We start from the raw sequence: 26,990 nt of genomic DNA on the forward strand, positions 1-26,990 counted from the left end.
TTTACCGTACGTTAACGTTACGGAGTAAATTTCGGTTATATGATAATATAAACCCCACTTCGCCGCTTCGTGGGAAGTTGGCAGAGTGGGGTTATTTTATGGCTTATAGGGACTATAACTTCAGCTTGGGTTTGGACTTTTCGGGCTGATCAGAATCGGGATCGTCCTTGTTGCCGGGCTTGGGGACACCTCCGATGACGAGCTTGCCGTCGAGTGTATCCATTGCCTCTTTGATGCTGATGCTTTGGGGCATTTCGCTTAGTTAGGGCGGGATGCGCTGTCTGTCGGTAAGGAAATCGGGCATCCGGTGGACATAAGGCTCGGCGGGGGCATGTCTCTCGGAACTCAAGGCAATCTGCTTTGTGTCACCGGCGGAGAAGGCACGGGAAAAAGTAACTATGTGGCGGCGTTGATTGTCGGTGCTATCCGTTCTTCCGGAACGGATGTGGATGCGCTGAGCGTTACGCTCCACGAAAACAGCAAGAACAAGGCAGTCCTGTTCTATGACATGGAGCAGAGCGAAGTGCAGCTGTATAAGAATATCATCAACCTGCTGCGTCGTTGCAGACGTGAGTCGATACTGGAATGGTTTAAGGCGTATTACCTTACGGGAATGAGCCGGAAAGAGTGCTTGCTTTCCATTATCCAGAGTTTGGACAAATACCATTATCAATATGGTGGCATCTGGTAGTGATAGACAGAATTGCGGATTTGATAAAATGCGCCAACGATGAAGCGAAGAGCATAACCGTCGTGGAAGAACAATGGATTCTGCCATCTTTTCACGAATGGTAGAACAGAGAGATGCCGTAAATTTTCATCTGTCATTATATTGCCGACGGGATATCAAATGAGGAATCTCTGAATGATACTCTCTCAACTTAACAAATAAAAGGGATTCGCTGTTAATACCAATGGATCCGGAAGCCATGTTGAGAGCAACCACTTCCAAATAAGAAAATCAGGGAACGACCCCACACTGAGGTAAATTTCCTTGCCCATTGATCAAATTCCCTGTAAACAGCTTGTGGATGTCGCTAAATTTTGCGAATATTGTATATATATTGTGCATATATGAATTAAAAACAGATTGTAAAAATAGGGAATATATATTATGAAATTCCCTATTTTCGTGAAATACTCCGTATCAAGAACCTCTGCCGCCTTGTCGGGTTCAGCGATGGGCAGACAGCAACGTTCGTCAAGGGAAAACCGTTGGAATACGCAGGGGAACTCTATTCGGAGGAACACAAGCGGAAATTCAAGACCGAAAAGGTGAGGGCAAGTGCTGAAAGCCCTGACGGACGGGACTAAATTGCTTCTTGCCATCGACCGAAAGCCCATTGCCTAGTGGTTCAAGGAGCAATTCGACAAGCTAAGGCAGAGCATACACCACCCCATGCAGCTACGAAGGAAAGGCAGGGGGGGCTATAAATGTTAAATCCCGTCCGATTTACCGAAAAAAGTGCGGTGTGCCGTTCGTGGTGTACCGCACTTTTTATATATTTGTAATTATACAGGATAAAGAAAGGGATAAACATTTCAAGATAATGGATTATCATTATAAAGAAGATGTAAACAATCATACAAATTGGGAATTGTTTTTTGAAGTAATGGATAGAATAATTTTATTTTTTTTAGGTAGTGTATTACTTTTATCGGGCTGCAAGAATAGTAAACAGCCGGAAGGCTATAATTCTGTTAATATTATCGAATATGTTAATGTTTACGATGAAAACAACAGGATTCTAACTGCACAGGGTAGTGAATATGACTATCTCTATTTTGGAGACAATAAAGATAAAGGGATCTTGGCAGCGACAAATAATTTTACAAAGACATATAGTTATGATAATGATTCTTACTGCTATACCGTAGAGGAGCCCTTGTCAGGATCATTGCTAAAAACAATGAGATATACTGAAAATAGCATAGAAGAACTTGTATTGGAAAATAATAAGGATACATTTAGTTATTCTTTTTCCCTCTATTATGATAAGAATAAACCTAAGTATAAAAAAAGTATTATAATATTAGGAGATGACCCCTTTTCTGACTCAAGATATGAGGAATACTACTACTATGACAATAATGGAAATAAAACCAAGAAAATCCGTCATGACTTGAACACCGGGGAAAGAGAAGAAACCTATAAATTTAATGATACGGATTATAAGGAAGCTGTTAATCTTGTCCCTTCTTCCGATTACAAACAAAACATCGAATGTTCATTGAAACAAACTGTCAATGATACCTTAATCTCTCGGATTACCTTAAACGGTGTACTTGATAGAGTGATGAAGGAATACACGATCGGAAAAAAGAAAATTAAGGAAGAGTTTGACAATGGTATGACTTTAGTCAATAAAGAAACAGAGTATGAAGAAAACGGACTGAGGGTAAACGTCAATCATACTTTAAGAAATACAGGCTACTCAACCGACAGTATCTATTATGAAGGAAACAAAAAAGTTAAGCACATTTATAATTCTGACTATAATGGCACCATAACACTTGAAATTTCAGAATATGATGAACAAGGAAATATAATAAAGAAAACAAAAAAACTCCGATGGGAGTCAGATAATGAAATTACCCGTTGAATGCAAACTTATTTATACATAAATCAAGTTGTCAAGTGTATGAAAAACATGAGCATAATGCCAACTGGAAATATAAGCACTCCCGTTTTTGTATTTGTGTTATTCCTGTTTGTCTGCGTGCAAATGGGTTGTACACATCGTCGTGCTATCCCATTCAACCGGAAAAGTTGGGACGAATGGGACGGCCATTATTATTCCAGATAGTTCATGATTGACGATTTGGTAAATAACCGTCTGAAGGTAGGGATGACTTACAGGGAAATACTGAATCTGTTGGGAGAATCGTATTTTGTGAATGAAGAGGATTCGATGCCCGGCATCCGTTACGAAATAGACGTTGAGTATCAATTCCTCGACATTGACCCCTACAAGGGAAAAGACTTATTCATAAAATTCGGTAAAGACTCTTTAGTGGTCAGTTATAAATTTATTGATTGGAAATCCGGTTCAGAAGACATCACAAAAGAAACTGAATGTAAACAATAAATAAAAGCCTCCGGCGGGGTTTTCGCTGGGGGCTTCTGACCTTTGTACATATAAAAAGCAAAAAGAAAGCTATATCGGAGCATTACACTCTAAAAAGTACCTGCTTGTCACGACAAAATGATATTGAGTGCCTTACTGACCGGGGCAGATCCGCACCCATGCGGACAAATCCCGGTAACAGAATGACAAAGCGGACAACGTTCTTGATATGCCAACTTGTGAATAGGACGAATGATTTTCTTTTTTTGCCAGCCGATTTTATAAAATTGCGATAGTTTGTACTTTCGGGGGAAACTATCATTTTTGCAAATGAAAGAGTTATTTAACAGCATAGCAACGCAAAACGCTGAAATTCGCACAGTTGCTAAATCGTTACCTCTATTTCTCAAATAATTCGCTAAAAGTTTATTCTTCAATCGGTTAGGCCAAACCGATAAAAATCTAAAATACCATAATACAAGTATGATTGAAAGAATAAATAAGCAAATTAATTAGTCTATTATCTAAATATCAAGCCACTATTGGCATTATCTTTATCACCAATATATTGCTTGTAAAGTGTAAAACACCTATATTTGCAACAAAACCATCTATAGAAAAGCGGATATAGCCGGTATAAATATGATATAAGAATGAAGCAGGAAGAGAAAAAAATCGAAACAGACGAACCAATGAACAATTAGACAGGGATGTGATGTCCGAACTCGAAAAACTTGTGGCGGAACAGGGCTTCGGCAATGTCAATCTAAGTACTTTGACAAAGGCCGCAGGAATGGAAGCCAACGTATTCTATAGAAGATACGGTTCGATGGATAATCTCTATGACAGACTTGCCAAGCAATATGACTTCTGGATGAACAATGCCATCGATATTTCCAACTTGAATGTATTGGGACCTAAAAAGTTCTTCGCTGAAACATTCAAGACACTCTTCAGGAACTTGTCTGATAATCCTGTTATGCAAAAGCTGTTGCTTTACGAAATGTCAGTCGTCAATGATACCACAAAAAGAACGGCGGAAACGCGGGACATTATGAACCTTAATTTGATTACATACTATGAAACGCTGTTTAAACCTGCAAAAGTCAATATTAAAAGCATCGCCGCAATCCTAATCGGAGGAATTTACTATTTGATACTTCATAAGGAGTGTGCCAAAATCTGCACGATAGACTTTAATACCCCGGAAGGAGAAAAAGCCTTTTCAGAGGGAATAGACTTCTTGACTGATACCATTTTCAATAGATTGGAAGCGTATGAAAGAGACAGAAATGCAGTCCGGCAAATGCTGGCTGACGGCATAAGCGAGCTAAAGATATGCAAATACATGGGCATTAGCAAGAATGACTTAAAAGTGTTGCTCTCAAAGTAACCACGGCACTACTTTTTATATAGCCATATTTTATATGACTATATTTTTTTCTCACAATGCGATTGGAATAATCATATTTCCATTTTTAGAAGGATTTATGCAAAATAATATTCAATTATAAATCAATAGATTGACGGATATTTTAATGGTGTAACCATCCAAAATACATGTAAATTTATTTGGTTCGAATCCTAATAATAATTAAAATGTATATCATATTTATAAGCAAAATATATTTCTTATAATCTATTTATGCTACTTTTGTCGATTGAGTAATAAAACAAAAAAAGCATGAAGAAAATTATGTTACTACTCCTTTCTGGAGTAATTGTACTTACGAGTACGGCACAGGAAAAGGTTTACCAGATAGAAGAAATCACCGTTATCAACTATGGGGATGGCCGAATGCTCTTTCGCCTGAACAATGAAGAAAAGACCCCGCTCAACGGCTCTCACCGCCTGATTGACGGCTATCACTCGGAGTACATTCTCGCTGACTTTAAGGATGGCATGTATCATGGCAATTACTGACATTTCAAAGAGAACAAACTACTTGAAGAGTGCCATTACAAAGAGGGAAACAGGGATGGATTATATAAGCACTATTATGGTGACGGACAGACCGTGCAAAGTGAGCGAACGTTTATAGACGGCAAAGTGGATGGCGTGAGCAGGACATATCACTCGAACGGCAAAGTTGAAACAGAAAAAGTCTATAAGTTAGGAATTGAAGATGGTTATGACCGCCGATACGGCAGCGACGGCACTCTGACGCTCGACGAATGTTATAAAGACGGTAAACGCGATGGCAAATGGACTGAACATTTGTCGGGCAACGTAGGTGATGTGATCCGCATCAGTTTCTATAAGAACGGCTTGCCCGACGGTCAGTGGATCGAAACGTGGAAAGACGGCAAGCCCCGTAGCAAAAGTAGCTATAAAGACGGCAAAAAAGAGGGTGTCTGGATTAGATATGGTAAAGGCGGCAAGCCCGAAAAGTCCACCACCTACAAAAATGATGAAAAGAACGGAGAAGAGATTACTTATTTCACTGACGGCACTCCTGAAAAGTCGTCAAACTACCTCAATGGCAAATTGAACGGAGTGACAAAGGAATTCTATTTTGGATCAGGCAAATGCAAATCGGAATATACTTTCAAGAACGGTCAACGTGAAGGAGCATATAAACGTTACTTTGATACCGGAGAGTTGCGGGAGGAGGGTTGTTGTGAAGCTGATAGCGAGGTCTATCGCAAGGAGTATTACGCTAACGGCAAGCTCAAATCGGTTGCCGAGCGCAAGGGCGGAGGTTGGAATACTATTGAAAGATATGATTCGGAGGGTAACAAAGAGTAAATGATTAAAAAGCAGAAAAGCATGAGATATAAAAAGACTGTCAGATTGATACTGATATCCGTAATCATTGTTGGAAGTATTGGACTCTTTTATTCCAACGTATTGCAACCTCCGTTTATCCACATAAATGACGGTAAAAGATTGGTAAACCCAAGAGGAACAGACAGTATCTATATCTATACCGAGGATATATTGGTGGCACATCCTCCTAAGGATACTTTGGAGCGCATGAAGATGATGATAAACTATTACGACACAGCAGGCGTGTCTTTAGTTGATTTAAAGAAGCAAGGAGATATAACATTCTACTATATGGGATTTTCGAAAAACACCTGTGCTACCCGGTAATTTTATTTAGAGAATCAAGTTCATGTAGAATGTAACGGTAATGAAACCTATATAGGATCTATTGGCATTGTCCGCAGCATGGAAGGAAGTCCTGATAAATGGAAGATTTCCATAAGTTATAATCTGGGGACAGAGCCCGATGCCGATTATATCGGGTGCAAAACAAAGGATTACATTTTATATGACGAAAGAGATTCTAATTTTTATGAGAGGCATAAGGATGATGAAATCGTGCGATACTACCATGAGTTGCAGGAACGAAAACGACATACAAAGAGCGAGCCAAAGAGTGAACAGGAGATTTTTATATAACAATTTAACCTATAGAATATGAACAAGATTATAATGATTGCAGCCTTATCGGCAGCTTGTGCGTTTACGGGATGTAACAATGCGTCCAAACAAAGAACCGGGAATACCAGTTCGGAAACCAACTTGCCTTCATGTCAGAAGACATCACAGGACAAACTGAACGTGATAGAGATTGACGGTACACCGTATCTTGCACTGAATAAGTTACTGGTATTACCAGATGATGCGAAGAATGTGGCAATACCCTTGCCTGTTTCATTCCTCGGCTATTATAACTATGGACAAGAAAATCCGGGATATCAACCTGCCGATAGTTTGATCTCTTTCTTAAAAACACTCGGATTCGAGGGTATGGAATTTCATATGTGCCATACGCTTCCGTTCAGGAATAAGAATATTCTTCCGGTATTGCTTTGCCTGTCCTTAGGAGACAACGACTACTATCTGCTCGTGACCGTTGATGCCGAACGAGGTGAAATAATTGACCATTTAGAGGTAGGCGAATCAAACGATAACGGTAGAGTTTCATTCCGTATAGATACAGCGTTCAATATTGAGAGATTCAGCGCAGAAACAGTATACAATGAAACGGACAATACTAAAGAAGAGGTCTATAAAGAGAAATTAGGTAGCTATCAAATCGGATCTGACGGCAAAATATGTGATAAATAATGTACAAGACGTTTTATTAAATCAATAATAACATGAAACTTTAAAAAAATATCGTTACGGTACAATTGTTTTTTATATCTATTCTCTCAATTTATATGCAGGATATAATAATTGGAAATGGAAATTTTAATTATATAAAAATAGAAATGATGAAGTCTATAAAAATATTGTTCTGTATTGGTTCCCTGTTCACCCTTTCTTCGTGCAACAGTTGTGCTTCTACCAATGATCAGTTATTGAATGGAATTGATAACCTGATAGGTAAAGTGGACCGGTTTCTGGAAGAACATAAAGCCGTTGCCAAACCCCAACCGCCTATTGATTACGAGAAGGAAGGGGTAAACACCAAGCACTTGTTTATTTTTACGGATACTACCATGACTTACAATGGCAAATCGTTTATGCCGGGAATGACAATTGGAAAACTGTGTGAGATTTTCGGACAATACGAACGTCTTGCAGAGCCCGGAATTTATATTTGGGACTCTATAGGGCTTACTATGACTTCATTGGATGAAAGCGGAAAAGATAGTTCTCCTGTTAACGGAATACTTATCGATTGGAATATAGAGTTGCGGGGAGCTATCAGTGAAGACAATATAAAATGGCTAAGAAACCGTTGTCCCCGTCATTATTTCACGGGCAAAATCATTGTCGATGGTGCTGTTTTGGGTAGAGGGATGCATATTGACCAATTCTTAAAAAAAACGAATTTAAAATTTAGTAACGACCCGTTCCCACTGCTTTATTTCTGTGATTTGTATGACTGGGACTATACAAAAGCACCTATTCACCGAAAGGAAAAATACTATACTTACATGATTAGAAAATCGAATGATGGCACTGATATTGAAAGTTTTAATGCCGCCATTAATTCACGTGGTATTGGTGACCCTCCCTATGATGGCCCTGAATATGAAAAATATGTGAATGGAGAATGAAACAGCAAGAGAATAGAAGGTTTACAGCAAGGAATTATTAATAAGAAACTCAACTAAGGTGTTTGCATTGGCAAGTGTGACGCTTATTGTTCCAGCAAAAGAAGTACTATAATGAAGATAAGCATTATTCTAAAAATTCTCGGATTATCAATTGCATTAGCAATAATATCATTTTTTATTCTTAACTACCTGGCACGAAGTAGATTAAATAGAATAGTTAATCCAACTTTTGATATAACCAAAGTTGTTGCTATTGAGCGTGCTTCTATTTCGGAGCATTCAGAAGTCTACAACGACGGTCGTTTTATAGAGTATGAATGCGTATATAAGGATTCTTGTCTGGATTTGGTAAATCTGGGGCGTGTTGATTCGTTATTTCATCATGTGGAAGATATAGTGGAAGTTACAAATACTCCCATACCATTTCCTAATTCTTTTTTTCCATATTTAATAGCTGCTGAACCTTATAGCGTGAGTATTCAGATAACTTCTTTTTACAATGTCTACTCAATGCCCTATAGCTCTCTAAATAAGGTAAAATTATATATTAAAGGGCAGATTAAAAATAAAATTAGTGAGTCGACAACTACCGTTAAGTACGAAGTATCAGCAAATCGAATAGACATAGCTTTGAACAATAGTCCAGAGGTAGGGCTTTCCTATAATATTGGTATAGACAACAATAGGACTGACGCTGAATTAGTTTTTAATCTACATAATGGTAAGTTGTATGTTGTGGTATTGACAAAAGCACTTGATGTAAACAATTTGCTGAAAAAATATTTGCCATAAAGGATAGTATAGTACCTTATTATGTAGAACAACGAAGAAACAGTAAGAGATATGGGAATACAGAACTATAAATCAACGTAACATGAAACTTAAAACATTTATCGTTATGGGAGTATTTGTCTGCGTGCAAATGGGTTGTACACATCGTCGTGCTGTCCCATTCAACCGGAAAGGTTGGAACGAATGGGACGGCCATTATGCAAAATACGGAAATCGAGGGTGTCAATTCGAGCTAAGAATAAATGATAATGTAACAGCAGAAGTCAAACTATAAACTATATCTGAAATGAAAACGATATATAGTCTTTTATATGGAATGCTTGTACTCTTTAGCACCTGTGGGCAATCTAAGGTACAAGAAAAATTTGATACCATAACAACGTACAGCTATACAAACAGTTATGGTAAAGATGGACGCTTGGCCGAGGTTCTTATCAAACAACAATCACAATTTCTGGAGAATGGAGCATATATTTCGGGACGGGCTGTTGAAATTACTCAAAGATATAACTACCCGGATAATGATACGTACATGATTACAGAGACTGATGATTTATCTCCCAATGAAATATCAACAGTAATCAAAGGTAAAACTTTTGAAAAGTATTATACACTCAAAAATAATGATACCATTAAGTTTCGTATGCGTACTTATACGGATGCAACACAATCGAAGCCACTGGTGGAAAGAGAAAACTATACACTTTCCGGATTCCCAATTACTGATGAAGAGGAAAACATAAATATAGAATCAAATTATTATTATGATGATAAAGGTGATTTAATCAAAATAATAAAGAGGGATTTTAATAGCGGTGAAGTTGTCGAAACATATGGGCTTAAAGAAGTTATTGCAGATACGACAATTATTTATTACCGCATCAATACAGATACTTCATATGCTGTAAAACGATACATAGATAATGGCAAAACCATTGAGATTACATTCGATGAAAATCAGAAGCCGCAGAATAAAATCACCAATTATACGGCCAATGGCTTTGATATTAAAGTAAGAGAATCAGTAAAAAACGGAATTATTACAGTTGATAGCATCTATCAGATAAAAGGAAAAAAGGTTAGAAGTGTTTCCGTCTCGCCTGAAAATAAATCGGTCACTACATTAGAATATGACGGAAAAGGCAATATTACAAAGGAAATTTGCAAATCAAAGTCGGATATTACTATCTCAAATGAAGAGCTGAATGAGATGATTCAACGTTATAAGATGATATGAAACCAGAAAGTGCATATAAGTTGGTAAAAATATGGAGCCATACGAATGCAACAATCATGACTTTGCTTTTCGTAATTCAATGTCATTCTCTTTGGCATGCATTCTGTGTAATTTTTACTATGCCGCTACTCGGTATTGGTACAATAGTAATGTATGAGACTCAAGCTAATGATTACACCGCTCTGAAGGAAAATCTGACAGAAAAGAAGAAAAAGGAAATGCCCTATATCCGTTGGGACGAAGTAATCAAAGATGCACGTAAAGACTATTTATGGGGAGTAATCGGTAGTATAATCCTAAACATTATATATTCCGGGTTTATAATATTTATCCTATGGATGATAATATATGAAGGAGTGTCGACTATTTTTTCATAAATTCATTTCACCATACAAAGAAAAATTGGAAATTATGGAACAAAAAACAATGAAAGGTCATAAACATTCTCTTAATAAGTATCATCAATGGGCTGATGAGGTTCAAGTAGGAAAAGAGGCAGAACAAAGGGAAGAACGGAAATGGAAAAAGATTTTTTTCATTATGGCATTATGCGTTAGTTTATCATTTTGTGCTGTATTTTTTGTCACCTGTTCTCTTTTTGAAACGGCAACAATCACTAATCTTGCTCTTTCGGTAGTAATGATGTTAGTTATTACTTCTGTTTGGCTTATTATGATACTTTATTTAATAATCCCCAAGATATATCCTAAAATTCCTCTTATCAATAACGTCCAACTTAAGTATTATGGTTGTTTCGATTTCGGAAATAAATGGGTTAGTGAAAATATAGAGGTATTTAAGCAGTTTGATGACAAGAAAATCATCATAGATGCAACCTCCCCGACTCGAAATGGTGCAGCAATTTTGTATATTGCAATTTTGATAACATTGGCATTATTTGATTTCTATCCTAAAGTATATGACAACCTATTAGATGGAGATATCTGGGGGACTACTCAAGCTTATACTGTTTATCACAGAATTCTGGATGAGCGAGGTGTATTATTACAAATAATGATAACGTCATGATAAATAAACTCTCGTTTGCAAGCAATATGGCATTAGCATCTGTTTATGCAATTTTTATTCTATTAGCACTACTTTCCGTTTTATCCCCCCGACGAACAGTTATCTTCGACCGGGAAAAGAAAACAATCACCATTCCTCCGCGTTGGAAGATACACAAAGCGGAAACTATACCGTTTTATGATGCCGTTATTACATTTGGTGCTAAAGTAGATAAAAAATCATTTAAGGGAGATGAGGAAATAGTAATAGCTAATTACAAACACCTCGTCAAGGGAGTTTCTTTGCAGTTTGCTGGTCGTACAAACGGGTATTGTTTTGCTCGTTTGATTCAAGCTTATATGACTGAAGACGATTTATCAAATCATCCTGAATTTGAAGCTTTCAAACAGATACAAGAGGAAATGAGAATAAACAAACTACGGAAAGAGGCTGAAAAGCAATAATACAATGAAAAGCCATAAAGAATATAAAAATGAATATCAACACTGGCTTGATGAAATTCAGGCATTAAATAAAGCAGTGCAACATGATGCGAAAAAATGGAAAATTGTAGGCTGTTTTTTCGCTCTGTGTGCGAGTCTATCATTCTGTGGTTCATTTTTTGCGGCTTGCTTTATCTGTGAGATAGCAACAATAACCAACTTGACTTTATCTGTAGGTGTTACAATATTAGGATTTTGCTTTTGGTTAGTATTGATATTTTACAAAGTAGCTCCTAAAGTTTTCCCAAAAATTCCTCTTATTAACAATGACGAATTTGGACATTATGGTTGTTTTGATTTCCGAGATGAATGGGTGTATAAATATATTGATGTATTTAAACAATTCGATGAGAAAAGAATAGTGATTGATGCAAGTAATCATGATAAAGTTGGAGTGTTTTTGACTTGTCTTTTGGCTTTTGTTTTACTTGCTCTATTGGAAATGTTTCCCTTTAGAGACGGAAATAATAATTTCGTAGATAATTTTCTAATTGTTTACGCTTATACGATTGTATTGATATTGGGAATACCGATGCTTTTATCCCCCCGAAGGACAATTGTCTTTGACCGAGAAAAGAAGACAATCACTATTCCTCGCCGTTGGCTAATCCATAAAGAAGAAACGATACCATTTCAAAAAGCGGTGATTTCCTTTGGGCAGGATGCTCTCCGAGGAATTGATGGCGTAGTCATAGCCAATTACCAGCATCTTGTTGGTGAAGTTTCTTTGCAGTTTGCCGGGCGTACAAACGGGTATTGTTTTGCCCGTTTGATTCAAGCTTATATGACTGAAGAAGATTTATCAAACTATCCCGAATTTGAAACTTTCAGGCAAATACAGGAAGAAATCAATATAAACAGACTATGACAGAAAAACAGGTGACATGAAAAAGCAGAAAAAAAAGAGCAACAAGCAATCGAGGCGTGAAATCATAGCCGATGTCAAGCGTAGAGAGGCCGAGTGGAGAAAGGAAAGGAGAAAAGAAAGGTGGCGTATATGCAAATCCCATATCATATTGTGGGGAATATTCATATCTTTCTTTCCATTACTTGTATTTGTCACGGGGTCAGATATACGTAACACCTTCACCAATATCATACTTGGATTGATAACCATTAACGGGTGGATTTGCCTGTGCATGTATTTGCTGTTTAAAGAAGCCCGGAATCTGACCGTCTGGATACCTTTGAAAAATGGCGAAAGTACGGGAAACGCGCAATGGTTACCGGATTCTTCAGGGATTCCGGTAGAGCCTGAATATTTAAGCCGGTGTGATGACAAACAGATTGTTATTGATAATGACGGCATCTCGATGAGAATGGTGATTTTCCTGATCTGGCTTTTTGTATTTTTAGTTTCGGTTTGCGCCGGTTTAATTCCTTCAAACCTTACAACTGAAGATTATGGAAGTATATTACTGCTTCTTGAGCTGTACTTGATTATCCTGACAGCAGGAATAAGTGCCATTCTACAGCCGTGGCGGCGGATTGTTTTTGATCGTGTTTCCAAAACCGTAACGATACCGGGACGACTTCTGTTGCATAAAAAAGAAACGATACCTTATAGTCAGACTGAACTCACGATTCGTTATTATAGGCATAGTTCACGGCTTGCAGCGGATATAATAATTTCCAATGCCAATTCATCCAGTCTGTTAAGTGGAGTCTCCTTGATGCCCGGTGATCTGGATAAGGCCAGGCGTTTTGCACGTTTCATACAACTATACATGGAAGAAGAGGAGTTGCCGGACATACCGGAATTTGAGAAATACAGAAGTAAGGTAAACGTTTAAATTGAAATAATAATGGGTTATGATTCTGTATGATTATTTATTTTACTGTTCCTATAAAATGGGTATGAGGTCACATAACTTTGACGGATTACCAGTGTTAGCAGGCATGATGATGGTTATACCCAATATGGCTATACATTAACAATAGGGGGGTTACAGCAAGGAATCATCAATAAGAAACTCAACTAAGGTGTTTGCACCGGCAAGTGTGACGCTTATTGTTCCATCAAAAGAAGTGCTATACAATGAAGATAAGCATTATTCTAAAAATTCTCGGATTATCAATTGCATTAGCAATGATATCATTTTTTATTCTTAACTACATGGCACAAGGTAGATTAAATAGAGTAGTTAATCCAACTTTTGATATAACCAAAGTTGTTGCGATTGAGCGTGCTTCTATTTCGGAGCATTCAGAAGTCTACAACGACGGTAGTTTTATAGAGTATGAATGCGTATATAAGGATTCTTGTCTGGATTTGGTAAATCTGGGGCGTGTTGATCCGTTATTTCACCATGTGGAAGATATAGTGGAAGTTACAAATACTCCCATATCATTTCCTAATTCTTTTTTTCCAAATTTAATAGCTCCTGAACCTTATAGCGTGAGTGTTCAGATAACTTCTTTTTACAATGTCTACTCAATGCCCTATAGTTCTCTAAATAAGGTGAAATTATATATTAAAGGGCAGATTAAAAATAAAATTAGTGAATCGACAACTACCGTTAAGTACGAAGTATCAGCAAATCGAATAGACATAGCTTTGAACAATAGTTCAGAGGTAGGGCTTTCCTATAATCTTGGTATAGACAACAATAGGGTTGACGCTGAATTAGTTTTTAATCTACATAATGGTAATTTGTATGTTGTGGTATTGACAAAAGCACTTGATGTAAACAATTTGCTGAAAAAATATTTGCCATAAAGGATAGTAGTACCTTATTATGATATAAAATATGTATTTAGATATGCGTAACCACCTGCAAACAACGAGAATTACCTGCAACTAAACTATTAAATATCAATACTATTTAAAATTTAACACTTCACACACCTTATTTGTTGTTCCGCCATTTTCCGCATATTTTTGTGACGTATTTCTATCGCGGTGAATGTACGGGATTTTTTATTGCTACAAAATCGAAGCCTGTTGACATCGGTTTACAACCGTTTACCAAAGGCGACAAACGGCAGAGAAAAATGCGAAGACTGCCACAGATATTTACCCGGTTTACAACAGACGACAACGGTTGACCTATGTTCACTTCCCGATAGAATACACGAAAAGAGTGTGAAATATCAAAAAAGGGAAGAATGAAGACAACCAAGAAATGTGTATTTTGCGGCAGAGCGTTCACAACCAACAGCGGTATGCGGAAATACTGCTCCGTGCGTTGTGCTGACGAAGCCAAGAAAGCGAAGAAGAAACGGCAGCAGGATTTGCTCAATGCCGTAGAACCAGTTTTAGAGATACAGTATCAGGAGTATCTCACCTTTTCAAAGGCGGCAATCCTCATGGGATGCTCACGCCAGTACATTTACAAGCTCGTGGCACAAGGCAGGCTGCGAGCCTCGCGCATCAGCAACCGCATGGCGTTCATACGCAGGGCCGACATCGAAAAGATGCTGGAGGACAACCCTTATAATAGGGTGATGCCCGGTACCCGTCCGAAGCTGGACACTGCCACCGGTCAAAAGAAGTCCGGCAAGGAGAGACAAGCCGCTGTACCGGCTTCCGAAGAAATCCTCTCCTACATTTCCGGTGAGGAAGTCCTTTCCATTTATAAGGTAAAGAAGTCATGGCTTTACACCACCGCTAAGCGCAACCAAATCCCCATCTGTAAAATTGCGGGTAAGAACTATTACAGCAAAAGCCATGTGGAGGAGTGTCTCGGTCTGACCACGGACATTGCCGCCATCACGGACTGGCTCACCACGGAACAGGTGTTTGAGGTGTTCGGCATGAAATCGAAAGCCATCCATGCCTATGCCTACAGACATGGCATTCCCACCAAAAAGGAATACGGCATCCTTTATTATTCGAAGACACACCTTGACGAGTTGCGCCGAATTGACCTGACAGAGGACGAGAACTATTGCACCGTGGAAGACGTGTCGGAAAAATACGGACTTTCCAAGGCCAACATCCACCGCATCGTCAAGGTACACGGCATCGGAAAGCGGAAAGTGGGTATCAGAAACTTCTTGCTCCGTTGCGATGTGGAACGTGCGATGGCGGAAAGAGCCGCCAAAAGGCTGTAGCCGTCGGCAAATTCCCATTGACGGCACGTTTATCTGTCAATTACCGTCAATGACAGGCATCAACGGCATATCATTCGGTTCCTTTGCACCGTGGAGAAAAGCTCCACCAAGTAATATCCATCAAAAAGAAAGAAAAAATTATGGCAAACATTTGCAAGACCGTGAACCTATACACACGGAAAATCAAGGGCGGCAAGATGCTGTCCTACTTCCTCGACTATTATCCCGGCTACCGGGACGAGGCCACCAACAAGGTGATGCGCCACGAATCGCTCGGCATCTACATCTACGCCCACCCGAAGACACAACGGGAAAAGGACTACAACGCACGGCTGACTGAAAAGGCGGAAGCCCTGCGCTGCCGCAGGTACGAGGAAATCGTAAACGAGCGTTACGAGTTCTTTGACAGGAACAAGCTGAACGGCAGTTTCATCGATTACTTCAAGACCTACGCAAGCAAGAAGAACTCCCGTTACGAACAGGCATTCCTGCACTTTGACCGCTTCGTGGGAGGCAAATGCACATTCGGGGAAGTGACCGTGGAACTGTGCAACAAGTTTCTGGAATACCTGCGCAGCACACCGCAGGCCATCCATCAGAAACGCAAGCTGCACACCAATACCATCGCCAGTTATTGGTCGGCATTCCTCGGAACGCTTCACACCGCCCACCGGGACAGGAAGATAAAGGAGAACCCCTGCCCGTATCTGGAGCGGGTGCAGACCATCCCATCCGACAAGGTGGGGCTTTCCGCAGAGGAACTTGCCAGGGTCGCGGAAACCCCTTGTGAGATACCTGTTTTGAAGACCGCCTTCCTTTTCTCCTGCCTGACTGGGTTGAGAAAGAGCGATGTAAAGACTTTCTCGTGGGAAATGATACAGCCGGAAGCGGACGGGACGCTCTACATCACCACCCGTATGCAGAAGACCAAGCAGATAATCTACAACCCCATTGGCGAGGAAGCCCTGCAACTGATAGACGGCAGCAGGGAAGGTCTGGTATTTCCGGGGTTCAAGGACAGCATGACACAGGCCCCGTTCAAGAAATGGATAAAGGCGGCAGGCATTACCAAAAAACTGACCTTTCACGGGGCAAGGCACACTTTCTGCTCGCTACAACTCGATGCCGGGACGGACTCCAGAACCGTGCAGGAACTTGTCGGGCACAAGAACCTCGCCACCACGCAACGTTATCTTGACAGTGTGAACAGCAGGAAGAAGGAAGCGGCCAACCGGATTACCTTGAAACGTGCCGCAGAATGAAAAACACGGCTTTTCACCGGCTTATAGTATGATTTTGAGTATGAAATCATACTATAAGCGTAATTTTCCGTAAATATTTGCCTTTACCTGCAATTTTTGGGGGCGGTATAGCAGGTTTCATTATAATTTTGCAGTAAACAACCGCTGACAAGGCGCAAAAATCCGTAGAACAATGAAGAATCATAACACGATTGTCAATACTGAGAACTGCCTCTTTTATGGCTTGCCCGGCATCGTCATACTTGCCGTATCATTGATGGCGTCTACCCGAATTGGTGCGGATTTCGGAGGGGACACCTTTGTAAAGACCGTTTCCTTTTTGGGCTGCAACGGCCTGTTATGGCTGCTGTACCTCGTATTGTGCCAATACCTGCTTGCAGATCTGCTGGCGATATGCCTCCCAAAGAAGAAGACTGCCACCGTCGGGGTATTGGAGGCGAAGCCCGAAGCCGGTATGACTTTGTCCGAAACGGTTGCTGAACAGCCAACCACTCCAACCCCAGTTTTAAGTCAGGAGCAATACCAGTCCTATTGCGCGGATTTCGAACGGCAAAAACAGGAGGCCCGGGAAGAACTTGCCACATCCGTATTGGGATATGTCAACAGGAAGATGGCACCATTCACCACGGAAGAGAATCTTGCCCAGCTCTGTAATGAGGTCAGGACATGGTGCGACAATCCTCTACATAGCCCCAAAGCCATCAGACTGAAACCTGTTTCCAACCCGAAAGACCGGCTGAGGACTGTTGACTTCAAACATTTCGTGTGGAACATCGGCGCACGGCTCGGGTTTGAGAACGGATATTCGGTGCAGGTACAGGCCGGATTTATCAAGAGACTGTTTCCGAATGAACTTGCCGACATAGAACTCACGTCACTGGCCAGAAGTCTGACCAGCGAGCCGGACAAGGGGCACATCAAGTTGGACAAGCCCCTGCATACAGACAACTATATCTTCCATTCATAGAAAATCCCACATACATTTTTGGCAATCCGTACAGGGAAGTCCGTCTCGGGCTTCCCTATACCGTTATATGCCATTATGTATGATTGGCATCCATAACCAGTCGCCCGCAGACTGTCCAGAGTGTCTTTCCTCCCTTATATTGCCTGTCATTCCTTGATAATACGATTATCTGACGATTACCGTCAATGGTCTGAATCACAACCATATCATAACATTCCTTTGCAGCATCAAAATTTTATGAATATGGAAAACGGACTTACATTCAACGACCTTCCGCAAGTCGTGGCCGGGCTTCGGGACGAGGTAATCGGCATGAGGCAGATGCTCACCAGTCTGCAAAAAGAGAACGGGCAGCGCAAGGAGAACACCCACCGACCGATGTCGGTGGAAGATGCTGCCGAGTATCTGAAGATACCGCTGCGCACCCTTTATATGAAATTGGGCAACGACACCATTCCGGCCACAAAACCCGGCAAACGGTATGTACTCTATCAGGATGAACTGGACAAATGGCTGGAGTGCAACCGCAAGAATCCCGTACCGCTGACCGTGGAGGAAGAAAACGCGGCTGTCCTTGCCTCCAACAGGCGTAAACCCTACAACCGAAACTGGTAGCCATGGAAACCGGAGAGAAGAATGACAACATCCGGGAGCGGCCTTTCAATGTGATAGCCGCCATCGGTGCGGAACTGGATAGCCAAAGGCAACAGGCGGAAAACATACCGGCACAAAGCGGTATGTTTTCCGTCAAGACCGCCAACTTGACCATTCAAGAAGCAGCCAACCGACCGAACCCTGTCCCCCTGTGGCTCACGTTGTGGTATCAAGGAGAAGTGTGCTGCCTTTTTGCGGATAGCAATCTCGGCAAGTCCATCTATGCCGTGCAGATTGCGGCTGCCATTGCGGAAGAGCGTAAAGTCCTCTACTTTGATTTCGAACTTTCGGACAAGCAGTTCCAGTTGCGCTATACCAATGAGGCCACAGGACAATGCCACCGTTTCCCGGATGACCTGTACCGGGTGGAGATTGCGAGGGACTGTCTCTGTCCGCAGGACGATTTCGAGAACGCGTTGATTATGGAAATCGAGCAGTTGTCCGTGAAAATGGGGTGCAAGACCCTTATCATTGACAATCTGTCCTATCTCTGCATGACTTCGGAAAAGGGCGAGGATGCCGGCAGGCTGATGTCAAGGCTGATGGAACTGAAACGCAAGTATGGACTTTCAATCCTGATACTGGCGCACACGCCCAAGAGACAGCTGAATATGCCGATAACGCAGAACGACCTTGCAGGAAGCAAGAAACTCTACAACTTCTTTGACAACGTGTTTGCCATCGGCAAGAGTGCGAAAGATGAGAACCTGCGGTATATCAAGCAGCTCAAGGTGAGGTACGGCAACTTCGAGTATGGCAGTAACAACGTGATTGTGTGTGCTATTGAGAAAGCGGACGATTTTCTGCGGTTCGTCACGCTCGGCCATGCCGCTGAATCCGCACACCTCAAGGAGATAACGGAAGAGGAACGTGGCAGGATGAGGAATGAAGCCCGTACACTTCACTCGCAGGGGATGTCCTACCGTGCAATCGGAGAGAAACTCGGCATTTCCAAGACCACGGTCGAGAGGTATTGCAAGCAATGATGCTACCGTGTCCCGGTGTCCCACCTTTCCCCTATGAGACGGCAGGACACCGTGGACGGTTGAGGACACATGGGACAGGTGGGACAAGATGGGACACTCGTCAAAATCCCCCTGTAAACCCCAAAGGAGTGGAAACAATCATAGAGATACTGAATAAATCTGGTAAAATCTTGCATCCATGCGCTGTCCCACAGTGTCCCACTGTCCCAGCCATCCCACCCGGCACGGGGTGTAAAAGTGGGACACAGGGACAACAAAGTTCAATAACGAATAAAGAAATGTGACATGATGTATCAGTTGGAAAAATACAAGAACCGCAGCAGCCGTCATACCTGCCCCAAATGCGGGCGGCCAAGATGTTTCACCTACTATGTGGACGAGAACGGAAATCCGCTTGACAAGTCTGTGGGAAGGTGTGACCATGAGAGCGGATGCGGCTATCATTATCCGCCAAAGGACTATTTCAAGGACCATCCTGACAAGGATATGCCCGAAACACGGCCATTCCCGAGCAAGGCTATCAGAAAAGGCAACCATAGCAACACCCCCATTGATACCATACCGATGGAATATGTCACACGTTCACGGAGCGACAACAGCCATCTGGCACAGTTTCTCTTTTCCCTGCAAAAAGACAATGAGGCTGTCTTGAAACGTGTGCTGGATGATTACCGCATGGGAGCGACCCGGAACGGGGCGACCATTTTCTGGCAGATTGACAGGGACAACCGTGTGCGTGGCGGAAAGATTATCCCCTACAACAAGGAGGGCGGACACCGCATCAAGGACAAGGGCGTGAACTGGGGTGCATAGCCTGTTGAAAAAACAGGGTGTGTTCAATCAGGATTGGACACTTGCCCAATGTCTGTTTGGCGAACACCTGCTGTCACTACCGGCAAATCAGGACAAGGTGGTGGCTGTGGTGGAATCGGAGAAGACCGCCCTCGTCTGCTCCGTACAATATCCCGATTGTGTGTGGCTTGCCACAGGAGGAAAGAGCCAGTTGTCTGTTGACAAGATGAAAGTGCTTGCCAACCGTACCGTGGTATTCTTTCCCGATATGGACGGTTATCATGAATGGACGGAATGTGTAAAGGCTTTCACATTCTGCCGCAATGCCAAAGTATCGGACGTGCTGGAGCAGAACGCCACGGAAGCCGACCGTCTGGCGAAAATAGACATAGCGGGCTTGGTTCTCCGTGAATGGCAGTCACTCCGGCGATACCATGAGGACACACCGCTTGCAAGGGTGCGGAGGATGATTCAGGAAATGACGGAACGTAATCCCGTCCTGCAAACATTGATAGACACCTTCGGTCTCGTTCCGGTCGTGGACGACGGGTAAACCCGGCTGGCCGGTTGTAAGGCTTGCCGCTCATATAGCCCACTATAACTACACGCTCCGCTTTCGTAGTTGTGGGCTCTCCCGAGGGGATTATGGCTTTGCCTTAATGACCCACTCAGGGTGCTACCCTGAGAACCCGGCAAGGACTTTCAGCCCTATGCAACCCGACCAAAGAGTGACCCTCTCTTTGGAAACTCCGCTTAGGAAACTGTCCTAAGAACCTTATCGATTCGTTTCACTCAAAACCGAATAAAATGGCACAGACATCAGACCATATCAAGCCTTGCAACATAGGCAGCAGCGAGGCGCACAACAGGCGCACACGCGAATATCTCAAACACATCGGCAAGGAGAAATTCTACATCCGTACCGACCTTACACCACAGAACTCGTCATGGGTCTCACCGCTCATGGAGGGTAAAGACCTGACCGCCTATTATAACGAAATCGCCCGGATGGTAAAAGAGAAAACTGGACGTGCGATGCAGACCAGGGAGCGGACAGTCACCAACAAGAAAACCGGCAAGACAAAAGTCGTCAGTGGCAGTTCTCCGCTTCGTGAAAGTGTGGTGGTGTGCAAAGCCGACACGACCATTGACCAGCTTCGGAAGTATTGCGACCGCTGCCACGAGCGTTGGGGCATTACCGCCCTGCAAATCTTTATACACTTGGACGAGGGGCATTACGGCATACCGGGCAACAGTTCCACATGGAAGCCGAACTGCCACGCCCATATCGTGTGGGACTGGATGAACCATGAGACAGGCAAATCCTGCAAACTCGGCAAGGCAGACATGAGCCTGATGCAGGACATGGTGGCTGAATGCCTTGAAATGGAACGCGGCACCCGAAAGGAGGAAACCGGCAAGGCTCATCTGGAACGCACGGATTTCATCATCGCCAAACAGAAGCGGGAAGTGGAAGAAGCCGACAACAGGAAGAAAAGCCTCGACCACGAGAACCAGGTCCGTGAGAAAATCGGTGCGGAACTGGATAATGAGATTGCACGGAAGCAGAACAAGGCGAACCGGGAGAACGGCAATACCATCCTGTCGGGATTGGCCAGGCTGACCGGAAAAGGGCAGTTTGCAGAGACGGAAAAGGAGAATGCCGCTCTAAAAAAGCGGTTGGCAGATATGGTGCGCAGGATAAAAGCGATGGAACAGGAGTACCGCTCACAGTTAGGGCAAGCGTCCGAAAGGCAGGCAAGCCTTGAAGCCACCATCAAAAGGCTGCAATCGGAAATGGCTCATCTTCGCAAGGAAGCCGAAGAGAAGGATAGGCAAATCGCATGTCTTGACAGGTTGGCTTATCCACAGCGTTACCGTCTCTCTTCGGGAGCAGAGCTTACCCATATCCATGTGCCGAACTATCTTCATCCCTCCCTGCATATCTGGACGAAAGTCGGGAATGAACTTTTTGATGATGTGAAATACGGCATATCATACGAAACAGCCCAACGACATTTGCGTGGCGAACTGACGGACGAGGAATTTGTCAATGCGGTTTTTGAACCGCAAGAGCAAGTGAGTGTAGCGCAAGCTCAATTAATTGCTTGGGGCTGCTTTTATGTTGGCAAGCGGTGGACCGGCACAGGCTCATGTGGGTACTGGCGGAGGCGGCTCGCAATCGGATTTGCCGTGGAGAGAAAAGAGAAGAAATGGTTATGGTGTTAAAAAGAGACGATAAACTCTACCAAACAAACATCCTCTGTGTGCATAAAGCACAAGTATACCTTGTCAAGTGTTTAATAATCAGTTGTCATTCGCAGATTCTCAACCTTTTACATGTGAGTCTGCGAATCTTTCTATATATTTGTAGCCAAATAATGACAATTTAGAATATGTACAACAGGAATTAATATGAGCGACAAAATATCAGCAAGAGAAGCATTTGACAATGCTACCTACAAGCAAGCAGCAGATAAAATCAGACAGATTCTATCTGCCATTCGCAACAACCCAGCGTCTTCCGCAAAACGTTGGGTATGGGAACTTATGCAAAATGCAAAGGATATTCCAAACAAGTACGGCAAAGTTTCTGTAGAAATTGAACTAATCTCCGAAAACGAGTTACAATTTAGACACAACGGGAATCCATTTGGTATTAAAAATATTACTGGTCTTATTAGACAAGTCAGTTCGAAGGACTCTCTAAATAGTGATGAAGAGACTACAGGCAAGTTCGGAACAGGATTTATCTGTACTCATCTATTGTCTGATGTAATAGATGTCGATGGTGTGCTAAACTATGATACTTATAGGAAGTTTACACTTTCATTGGATCGTAGCGGTAGAAGTTCTGAGGAATTGATGCCTCGTATAAAAGAAGTTGAAAGCGTTTTTTATGAGCCTGAACGTCATTTTGATGAAATAACAGATTATGAAGCAAATCGTGAAGAGGGTGATTATGACACAGTTTTTACTTATCATCTAACTTCTGTCGAAAAGTTAGAATCTGCACAAGCTGGATTAAAAGACTTGGTAAACACTCTACCGATAACCCTTGTCACACAATCTAAGAAAATAAAACAGGTACATGTCATTGATAGAATAAGCAAATCTGATGTTATATATAAGTGTAACTCTGTCGAGTTAGACGATAATGTCACTTTTTCAAAGATCAGCATCAATGATACTGTAAAAATGTATTTGTCATACATCACAGAAGAAGTAGCCCTTACTATTGAGATAAAGCAAACAGAAGATGGGTATGAATTGATAAAGAGAGATAGCAAACAGCCAGTCTTATATCGTGATTTTCCATTGATTGGTTCTGAAAAATTCTATTTTCCATTCACACTTAATGGCTTTAGATTATGTCCTACGGAAAAACGTGATAATATTCCACTAAATGGAGAAGACAATGAAGAAGCTAAGGATAACCGTACAATAATTGAGCATGCTGTAGATACTGCAATTAAATTCAATGAATGGCTGATTGCACATAATGCAACCAATAGGTATTTGCTCGCTTTTTCAAGAAGACCCGAACCTGAAGTGGCATATGATGAACGCGTTGCTTTACCTTGGATAAAAGATCTTCAATCTGAATGGAGAAGGCAGCTGCTTTCGCAGCCATTGACTGAAACGAAAAACGGCGTATATGAGCTCAGTGAAATATCAGTTCCTTCATTTGCCGGATATGGCGAATCAAATGCAAAATCCACCAATGAAAAGTTCTTCGACTTGGTTGATGGTTTTTATTTAGGTCGTGGACAATTGCCTAAAAAGGAGCATTTACAAGGTTGGCTCGATGTATTACGACCTGAATATTCTACATGGAATGCTGATTTAAAATATGAGAAAGATGATTTTCTTACTGATTTAGAATCTGCTAAATCAGTAAGTCAGCTATGCTCACAACTGAACAAAAGCGAAGCCGAAATATACAATTGGCTGAATGACGTTTATAGCTTCTTAATAGAGCAGAATTGTCTGAATGACTTTGATAAATATTCTATCATCCCTAATATGGAAGGTACATTCATGAAGTTAGAGGAATTGAGTTCCGACAACTCCGAACCAATACCTTCAAAATTAATGGATCTATATAACAAGGTCATGCCATCAACCATAAACAGTAAGATACTCAACTATTCAATAAATTCTGCGGTATTTGGCAATTCTCTAAAAGTTTTCGCACTCAAGGATATTATTGAATGGTTCAATAAAAAGATAACTTCTAAAGATACTTACATTTCGGATGGAAAAAGTTATTATGCGAATTTTTATTTGGCCTACAATATTATAGAATTGTATCCAAAAGGTATTGATGATTCAGAATACGTTTCGTATAGAAAACAATTGTATAATTTCAGTAATGCAGATGGAAGAAATAACCCATTTTCACCTATAGCTGTAGATAATCGAGATCTATGGCGAGAAGCTGATATATATTGGTTTAACGACAATTACAGATATATTGCAGATAAAAAAACTGTAGATAACTTATCGAAGACTTATTTCAAAGAACCTAAAAGTATAGAAGATACATTGAATTGGCTGAATGAGTACATTCAGTTTTACAGAGATAACTCGAAAGGTGATTTGATTAAGGATAAATGTATCTTCCCTAATCAACAACTTGATTTGAAGAGTCTAAATTATTTGAGATATGATGACGATATAGAGGAGGTGTTTAAAGATCTTGCTGATTATGCCTTGAATGTTGAAAACACCAATGATAAATACAGACATGTTCTTCTGCATCGTTCTATTAGTGGCTATGAAAAGCATAACCCTCTCACTCTCAATGAGGTTTATAAATACATTAAGGAGGACGTATTCGACAAAAGTAGTGGCAACATTAGAGATGTCATTTCAAAACATGCTATATCGATAATCAAGAGATCGGAAGATTCAGAGTCTCAAGAAACTAAACTTTACGGATTTGTCAAGACTGTATTTGGAGATTCAATACCAAAGATAGCTTATGTAGACCAAAGCACGGGATTTAACTGGGGGTTTGCTCAAGAATATTATCTGAAAAAGTTATGCAAAACTATAGCTGAGTCTGTGAATCTGGCAGGATTGAAAGAACTTTCAGACGGTTTTGTTGATTATACAGACAAAGATTTGATAGAATGGGTGGATAGTCTAATCGAATTTCTTCATTCCTATAAAAGTAAGAAATATTGGACTATTATTACTGATTCAGATAACGGATATGGTATATGGTTGAACCAAAATTCTGATTTCTGCCGTTTTCAGGATATTAGGAAGGATGAAAATATTCCCAATGAGCTAATAGAACTCGTAGCGAACAATAAGCATGTTGCGTTTGACTATAAAGAACAACTGTATAATTTGGATGCAGCGTATACATCATATCTCGAAACGAACCCTGTTACAATCGAAGAGGTAGGTGAATATCTTGATGAGAAGATTGAAAAATATGAAGGTGACAAACAAGATAAAGACTTTGCTGCTCTGATATTCGCTGTAGGAAAATTATGCTCATCACACAAGGAATTGGGCAAAATAATGAAGTATTACTCAGAAAAGAAGAATGCTCTTATAGTTGGCTCTCTTGGCGAAGGTAAGACTCTCGATTTGGTTGGATCTATTATTCAGCATGGAGATGAAAAGCTCCAAGCTATTAATGACATACTGAACAATAATACTGTTGAAGACCTCTGTGAAGTAAGTAAAATATTGAGGGGTTGTCCTGATGGCAAGATTGAAAAGCTCAAAGACTTCATAAGCAAGATTTCTGGTGAGGAGCCTACTGTTATAGATGAAGATACACCTATAGGAGGTGAAGATTCGATGGATTTAGTATTAGTCCCGAAGACTTATGAAATAGAAAACGTAGAAAATTTCGAAGGTCAGATTCTAAATGTGAAGGCTGATCAAGCTCAGTATGCAGGTCTTTCGCTTGAAGAAATAGAAAAATATGTTAGTGAAGCCAAGGATAGAGTGGTAAAATATTTCAGAGAGCTGAATGATAAACACGATAGTGGCTATCAGTTTGATTCTGAGAAAATATGCAAACACTCTTATAGTCAATTGTATGGTATCTCAGACAAAGATGGCAATGAGATACCAATAGTTGTGCATAGTTACAAAGGCCCTCAATATAGATATTTTGACCTTAACTGGTATGACTGGCAATTACTTTCATGCAAAAATTCTCTCTTGTTCGTTTTGACCACTACAGGACTTCAGTGTATTCCTCTGTATGCACTTCCTGTTAGAAATGTCAACATTGAGATAGATAATGAAATGGCTGATATGAATAGAGCGGCATTACTAACGCTTGCTGCTGTGAGCAAAGAATATTCATCCATTAGTTTCGATTTCGGAAATAATATGCCACATGGCTTTGATAAACTGCTCCCATTTAATTTTGTTCCAAAGGAAATAAAGGAGTGTGTTCAGTCTATTAAAGAGGTATGTGATCAAAACATCCCCCAAATATCCAATATGTACAATTCAGCTAGAAACATACCATTGATTAGAAGTACAGAAGGCTATTCTGTTGCTTTGAAAGAGTATGAAGAGACAGGAAAAATGAGGGATGAGTTTGAGGCACCTATAAATGATTTGAAAGTTCCTGAAGTTGGTACTACATACATTGATTAAATGA

Annotated in this window: 26 protein-coding genes and 3 pseudogenes; 27 read left to right on the top strand and 2 right to left on the bottom strand. The window is 41.1% G+C overall.

The annotated features are described in order from the left end of the window. Positions 1-337 precede the first annotated feature (337 nt). A pseudogene (locus BSHG_RS0220420) lies at positions 338-789 on the top strand (bifunctional DNA primase/helicase); the annotation flags it as partial. Between the two features lie 31 nt (positions 790-820). On the opposite strand, the pseudogene BSHG_RS23495 reads toward BSHG_RS0220420, so the two are convergent. Next, positions 821-1,072: pseudogene (locus tag BSHG_RS23495) on the bottom strand (IS982 family transposase); the annotation flags it as partial. A 50-nt stretch (positions 1,073-1,122) separates the two neighbouring features. Between BSHG_RS23495 and BSHG_RS23500 the strand changes: the two are divergent. The 20 genes and pseudogenes from BSHG_RS23500 to BSHG_RS08240 form a co-directional block, all read left to right on the top strand. Next, positions 1,123-1,441: pseudogene (locus tag BSHG_RS23500) on the top strand (mobilization protein); the annotation flags it as partial. A gap of 109 nt (positions 1,442-1,550) precedes the next feature. Further along, positions 1,551-2,603 (top strand): hypothetical protein, encoded by a 1,053-nt coding sequence (locus BSHG_RS08305; RefSeq protein WP_008659794.1) that lies wholly within the window; start codon positions 1,551-1,553, stop codon positions 2,601-2,603. A 207-nt stretch (positions 2,604-2,810) separates the two neighbouring features. After that, complete coding sequence (locus tag BSHG_RS23505) at positions 2,811-3,089, top strand: hypothetical protein (RefSeq protein ID WP_008659795.1); 279 nt, start codon at positions 2,811-2,813, stop codon at positions 3,087-3,089. Positions 3,090-3,783: 694 nt separating this feature from the next. Then, the gene (locus BSHG_RS08300) at positions 3,784-4,461 is read left to right on the top strand and encodes a TetR/AcrR family transcriptional regulator (RefSeq protein WP_008659796.1); all 678 of its coding nucleotides are present in this window, start codon (positions 3,784-3,786) and stop codon (positions 4,459-4,461) included. A 291-nt stretch (positions 4,462-4,752) separates the two neighbouring features. Next, the gene (locus tag BSHG_RS23510; protein ID WP_226776804.1) at positions 4,753-4,992 is read left to right on the top strand and encodes a hypothetical protein; all 240 of its coding nucleotides are present in this window, start codon (positions 4,753-4,755) and stop codon (positions 4,990-4,992) included. 93 nt (positions 4,993-5,085) lie between these two features. Continuing rightward, positions 5,086-5,817, top strand: a complete 732-nt coding sequence (locus BSHG_RS0220430; protein WP_226776807.1) for a toxin-antitoxin system YwqK family antitoxin — start codon at positions 5,086-5,088, stop codon at positions 5,815-5,817. Between the two features lie 21 nt (positions 5,818-5,838). Then, positions 5,839-6,165 carry a hypothetical protein gene (locus BSHG_RS23515; protein ID WP_008659797.1) on the top strand — a complete coding sequence of 109 codons (327 nt, stop codon included), beginning with the start codon at positions 5,839-5,841 and terminating at the stop codon, positions 6,163-6,165. A gap of 330 nt (positions 6,166-6,495) precedes the next feature. Continuing rightward, complete coding sequence (locus BSHG_RS08295) at positions 6,496-7,149, top strand: hypothetical protein (RefSeq protein WP_226776812.1); 654 nt, start codon at positions 6,496-6,498, stop codon at positions 7,147-7,149. Positions 7,150-7,295: 146 nt separating this feature from the next. Further along, on the top strand, positions 7,296-8,090 hold the full coding sequence (locus BSHG_RS08290) for a hypothetical protein (protein WP_032497471.1): 795 nt from the start codon (positions 7,296-7,298) through the stop codon (positions 8,088-8,090). Positions 8,091-8,201: 111 nt separating this feature from the next. Beyond that, entirely contained in the window at positions 8,202-8,882 is a 681-nt protein-coding gene (locus BSHG_RS08285) for a hypothetical protein (RefSeq protein ID WP_008659806.1), read from the top strand. A gap of 286 nt (positions 8,883-9,168) precedes the next feature. Then, complete coding sequence (locus BSHG_RS08275) at positions 9,169-10,119, top strand: hypothetical protein (protein WP_008659818.1); 951 nt, start codon at positions 9,169-9,171, stop codon at positions 10,117-10,119. Continuing rightward, a complete protein-coding gene (locus tag BSHG_RS08270) occupies positions 10,116-10,496 on the top strand; it encodes a hypothetical protein (RefSeq protein ID WP_008659819.1) in 381 nt (126 codons plus the stop codon). Before BSHG_RS08275 ends, BSHG_RS08270 begins: the two co-directional genes overlap by 4 nt. A gap of 34 nt (positions 10,497-10,530) precedes the next feature. Beyond that, positions 10,531-11,148, top strand: coding sequence for a hypothetical protein (locus BSHG_RS23520; RefSeq protein ID WP_032497405.1), 618 nt, complete (start codon positions 10,531-10,533; stop codon positions 11,146-11,148). After that, positions 11,145-11,591: a hypothetical protein gene (locus BSHG_RS23525; RefSeq protein WP_232282867.1), complete on the top strand. Its 447-nt coding sequence runs from the start codon at positions 11,145-11,147 to the stop codon at positions 11,589-11,591. The genes BSHG_RS23520 and BSHG_RS23525 overlap by 4 nt, the downstream gene beginning before the upstream one ends. A gap of 4 nt (positions 11,592-11,595) precedes the next feature. After that, positions 11,596-12,498, top strand: coding sequence for a hypothetical protein (locus BSHG_RS08265; RefSeq protein WP_008659820.1), 903 nt, complete (start codon positions 11,596-11,598; stop codon positions 12,496-12,498). Between the two features lie 16 nt (positions 12,499-12,514). Beyond that, positions 12,515-13,423 carry a hypothetical protein gene (locus BSHG_RS08260; protein ID WP_008659821.1) on the top strand — a complete coding sequence of 303 codons (909 nt, stop codon included), beginning with the start codon at positions 12,515-12,517 and terminating at the stop codon, positions 13,421-13,423. Between the two features lie 245 nt (positions 13,424-13,668). Further along, entirely contained in the window at positions 13,669-14,349 is a 681-nt protein-coding gene (locus BSHG_RS08255) for a hypothetical protein (protein ID WP_008659823.1), read from the top strand. Positions 14,350-14,738: 389 nt separating this feature from the next. Further along, a complete protein-coding gene (locus BSHG_RS08250; protein ID WP_008659825.1) occupies positions 14,739-15,686 on the top strand; it encodes a helix-turn-helix domain-containing protein in 948 nt (315 codons plus the stop codon). 140 nt (positions 15,687-15,826) lie between these two features. Next, on the top strand, positions 15,827-16,948 hold the full coding sequence (locus tag BSHG_RS08245) for a tyrosine-type recombinase/integrase (RefSeq protein ID WP_008659827.1): 1,122 nt from the start codon (positions 15,827-15,829) through the stop codon (positions 16,946-16,948). A gap of 172 nt (positions 16,949-17,120) precedes the next feature. Continuing rightward, positions 17,121-17,915, top strand: coding sequence for a hypothetical protein (locus BSHG_RS08240; protein WP_008659829.1), 795 nt, complete (start codon positions 17,121-17,123; stop codon positions 17,913-17,915). Positions 17,916-17,988: 73 nt separating this feature from the next. Here BSHG_RS08240 and BSHG_RS23650 read toward each other — a convergent pair whose 3' ends face one another. After that, positions 17,989-18,120, bottom strand: a complete 132-nt coding sequence (locus tag BSHG_RS23650) for a hypothetical protein (RefSeq protein ID WP_255344002.1) — start codon at positions 18,118-18,120, stop codon at positions 17,989-17,991. Between the two features lie 38 nt (positions 18,121-18,158). Here BSHG_RS23650 and BSHG_RS08235 point away from each other — a divergent pair, with 38 nt between their 5' ends. The 6 genes from BSHG_RS08235 to BSHG_RS08225 all read left to right on the top strand — a co-directional run bounded on the left by BSHG_RS08235 (position 18,159) and on the right by BSHG_RS08225 (position 26,986). Next, positions 18,159-18,530 (top strand): helix-turn-helix domain-containing protein, encoded by a 372-nt coding sequence (locus BSHG_RS08235; RefSeq protein ID WP_008659830.1) that lies wholly within the window; start codon positions 18,159-18,161, stop codon positions 18,528-18,530. 2 nt (positions 18,531-18,532) lie between these two features. Next, positions 18,533-19,555 (top strand): AAA family ATPase, encoded by a 1,023-nt coding sequence (locus tag BSHG_RS08230; RefSeq protein ID WP_008659831.1) that lies wholly within the window; start codon positions 18,533-18,535, stop codon positions 19,553-19,555. A gap of 285 nt (positions 19,556-19,840) precedes the next feature. Further along, positions 19,841-20,368 (top strand): PG0870-related protein, encoded by a 528-nt coding sequence (locus BSHG_RS23655; protein WP_050443370.1) that lies wholly within the window; start codon positions 19,841-19,843, stop codon positions 20,366-20,368. Positions 20,369-20,372: 4 nt separating this feature from the next. Beyond that, the gene (locus tag BSHG_RS23660; protein WP_050447271.1) at positions 20,373-20,900 is read left to right on the top strand and encodes a DUF6371 domain-containing protein; all 528 of its coding nucleotides are present in this window, start codon (positions 20,373-20,375) and stop codon (positions 20,898-20,900) included. A gap of 254 nt (positions 20,901-21,154) precedes the next feature. Further along, positions 21,155-22,576: a hypothetical protein gene (locus BSHG_RS0220460; protein ID WP_008659833.1), complete on the top strand. Its 1,422-nt coding sequence runs from the start codon at positions 21,155-21,157 to the stop codon at positions 22,574-22,576. A 186-nt stretch (positions 22,577-22,762) separates the two neighbouring features. Beyond that, complete coding sequence (locus BSHG_RS08225; RefSeq protein ID WP_008659834.1) at positions 22,763-26,986, top strand: sacsin N-terminal ATP-binding-like domain-containing protein; 4,224 nt, start codon at positions 22,763-22,765, stop codon at positions 26,984-26,986. Positions 26,987-26,990 lie beyond the last annotated feature (4 nt).

The organism is Bacteroides sp. 3_2_5 (genome assembly GCF_000159855.2).
Lineage (GTDB): Bacteria > Bacteroidota > Bacteroidia > Bacteroidales > Bacteroidaceae > Bacteroides > Bacteroides fragilis.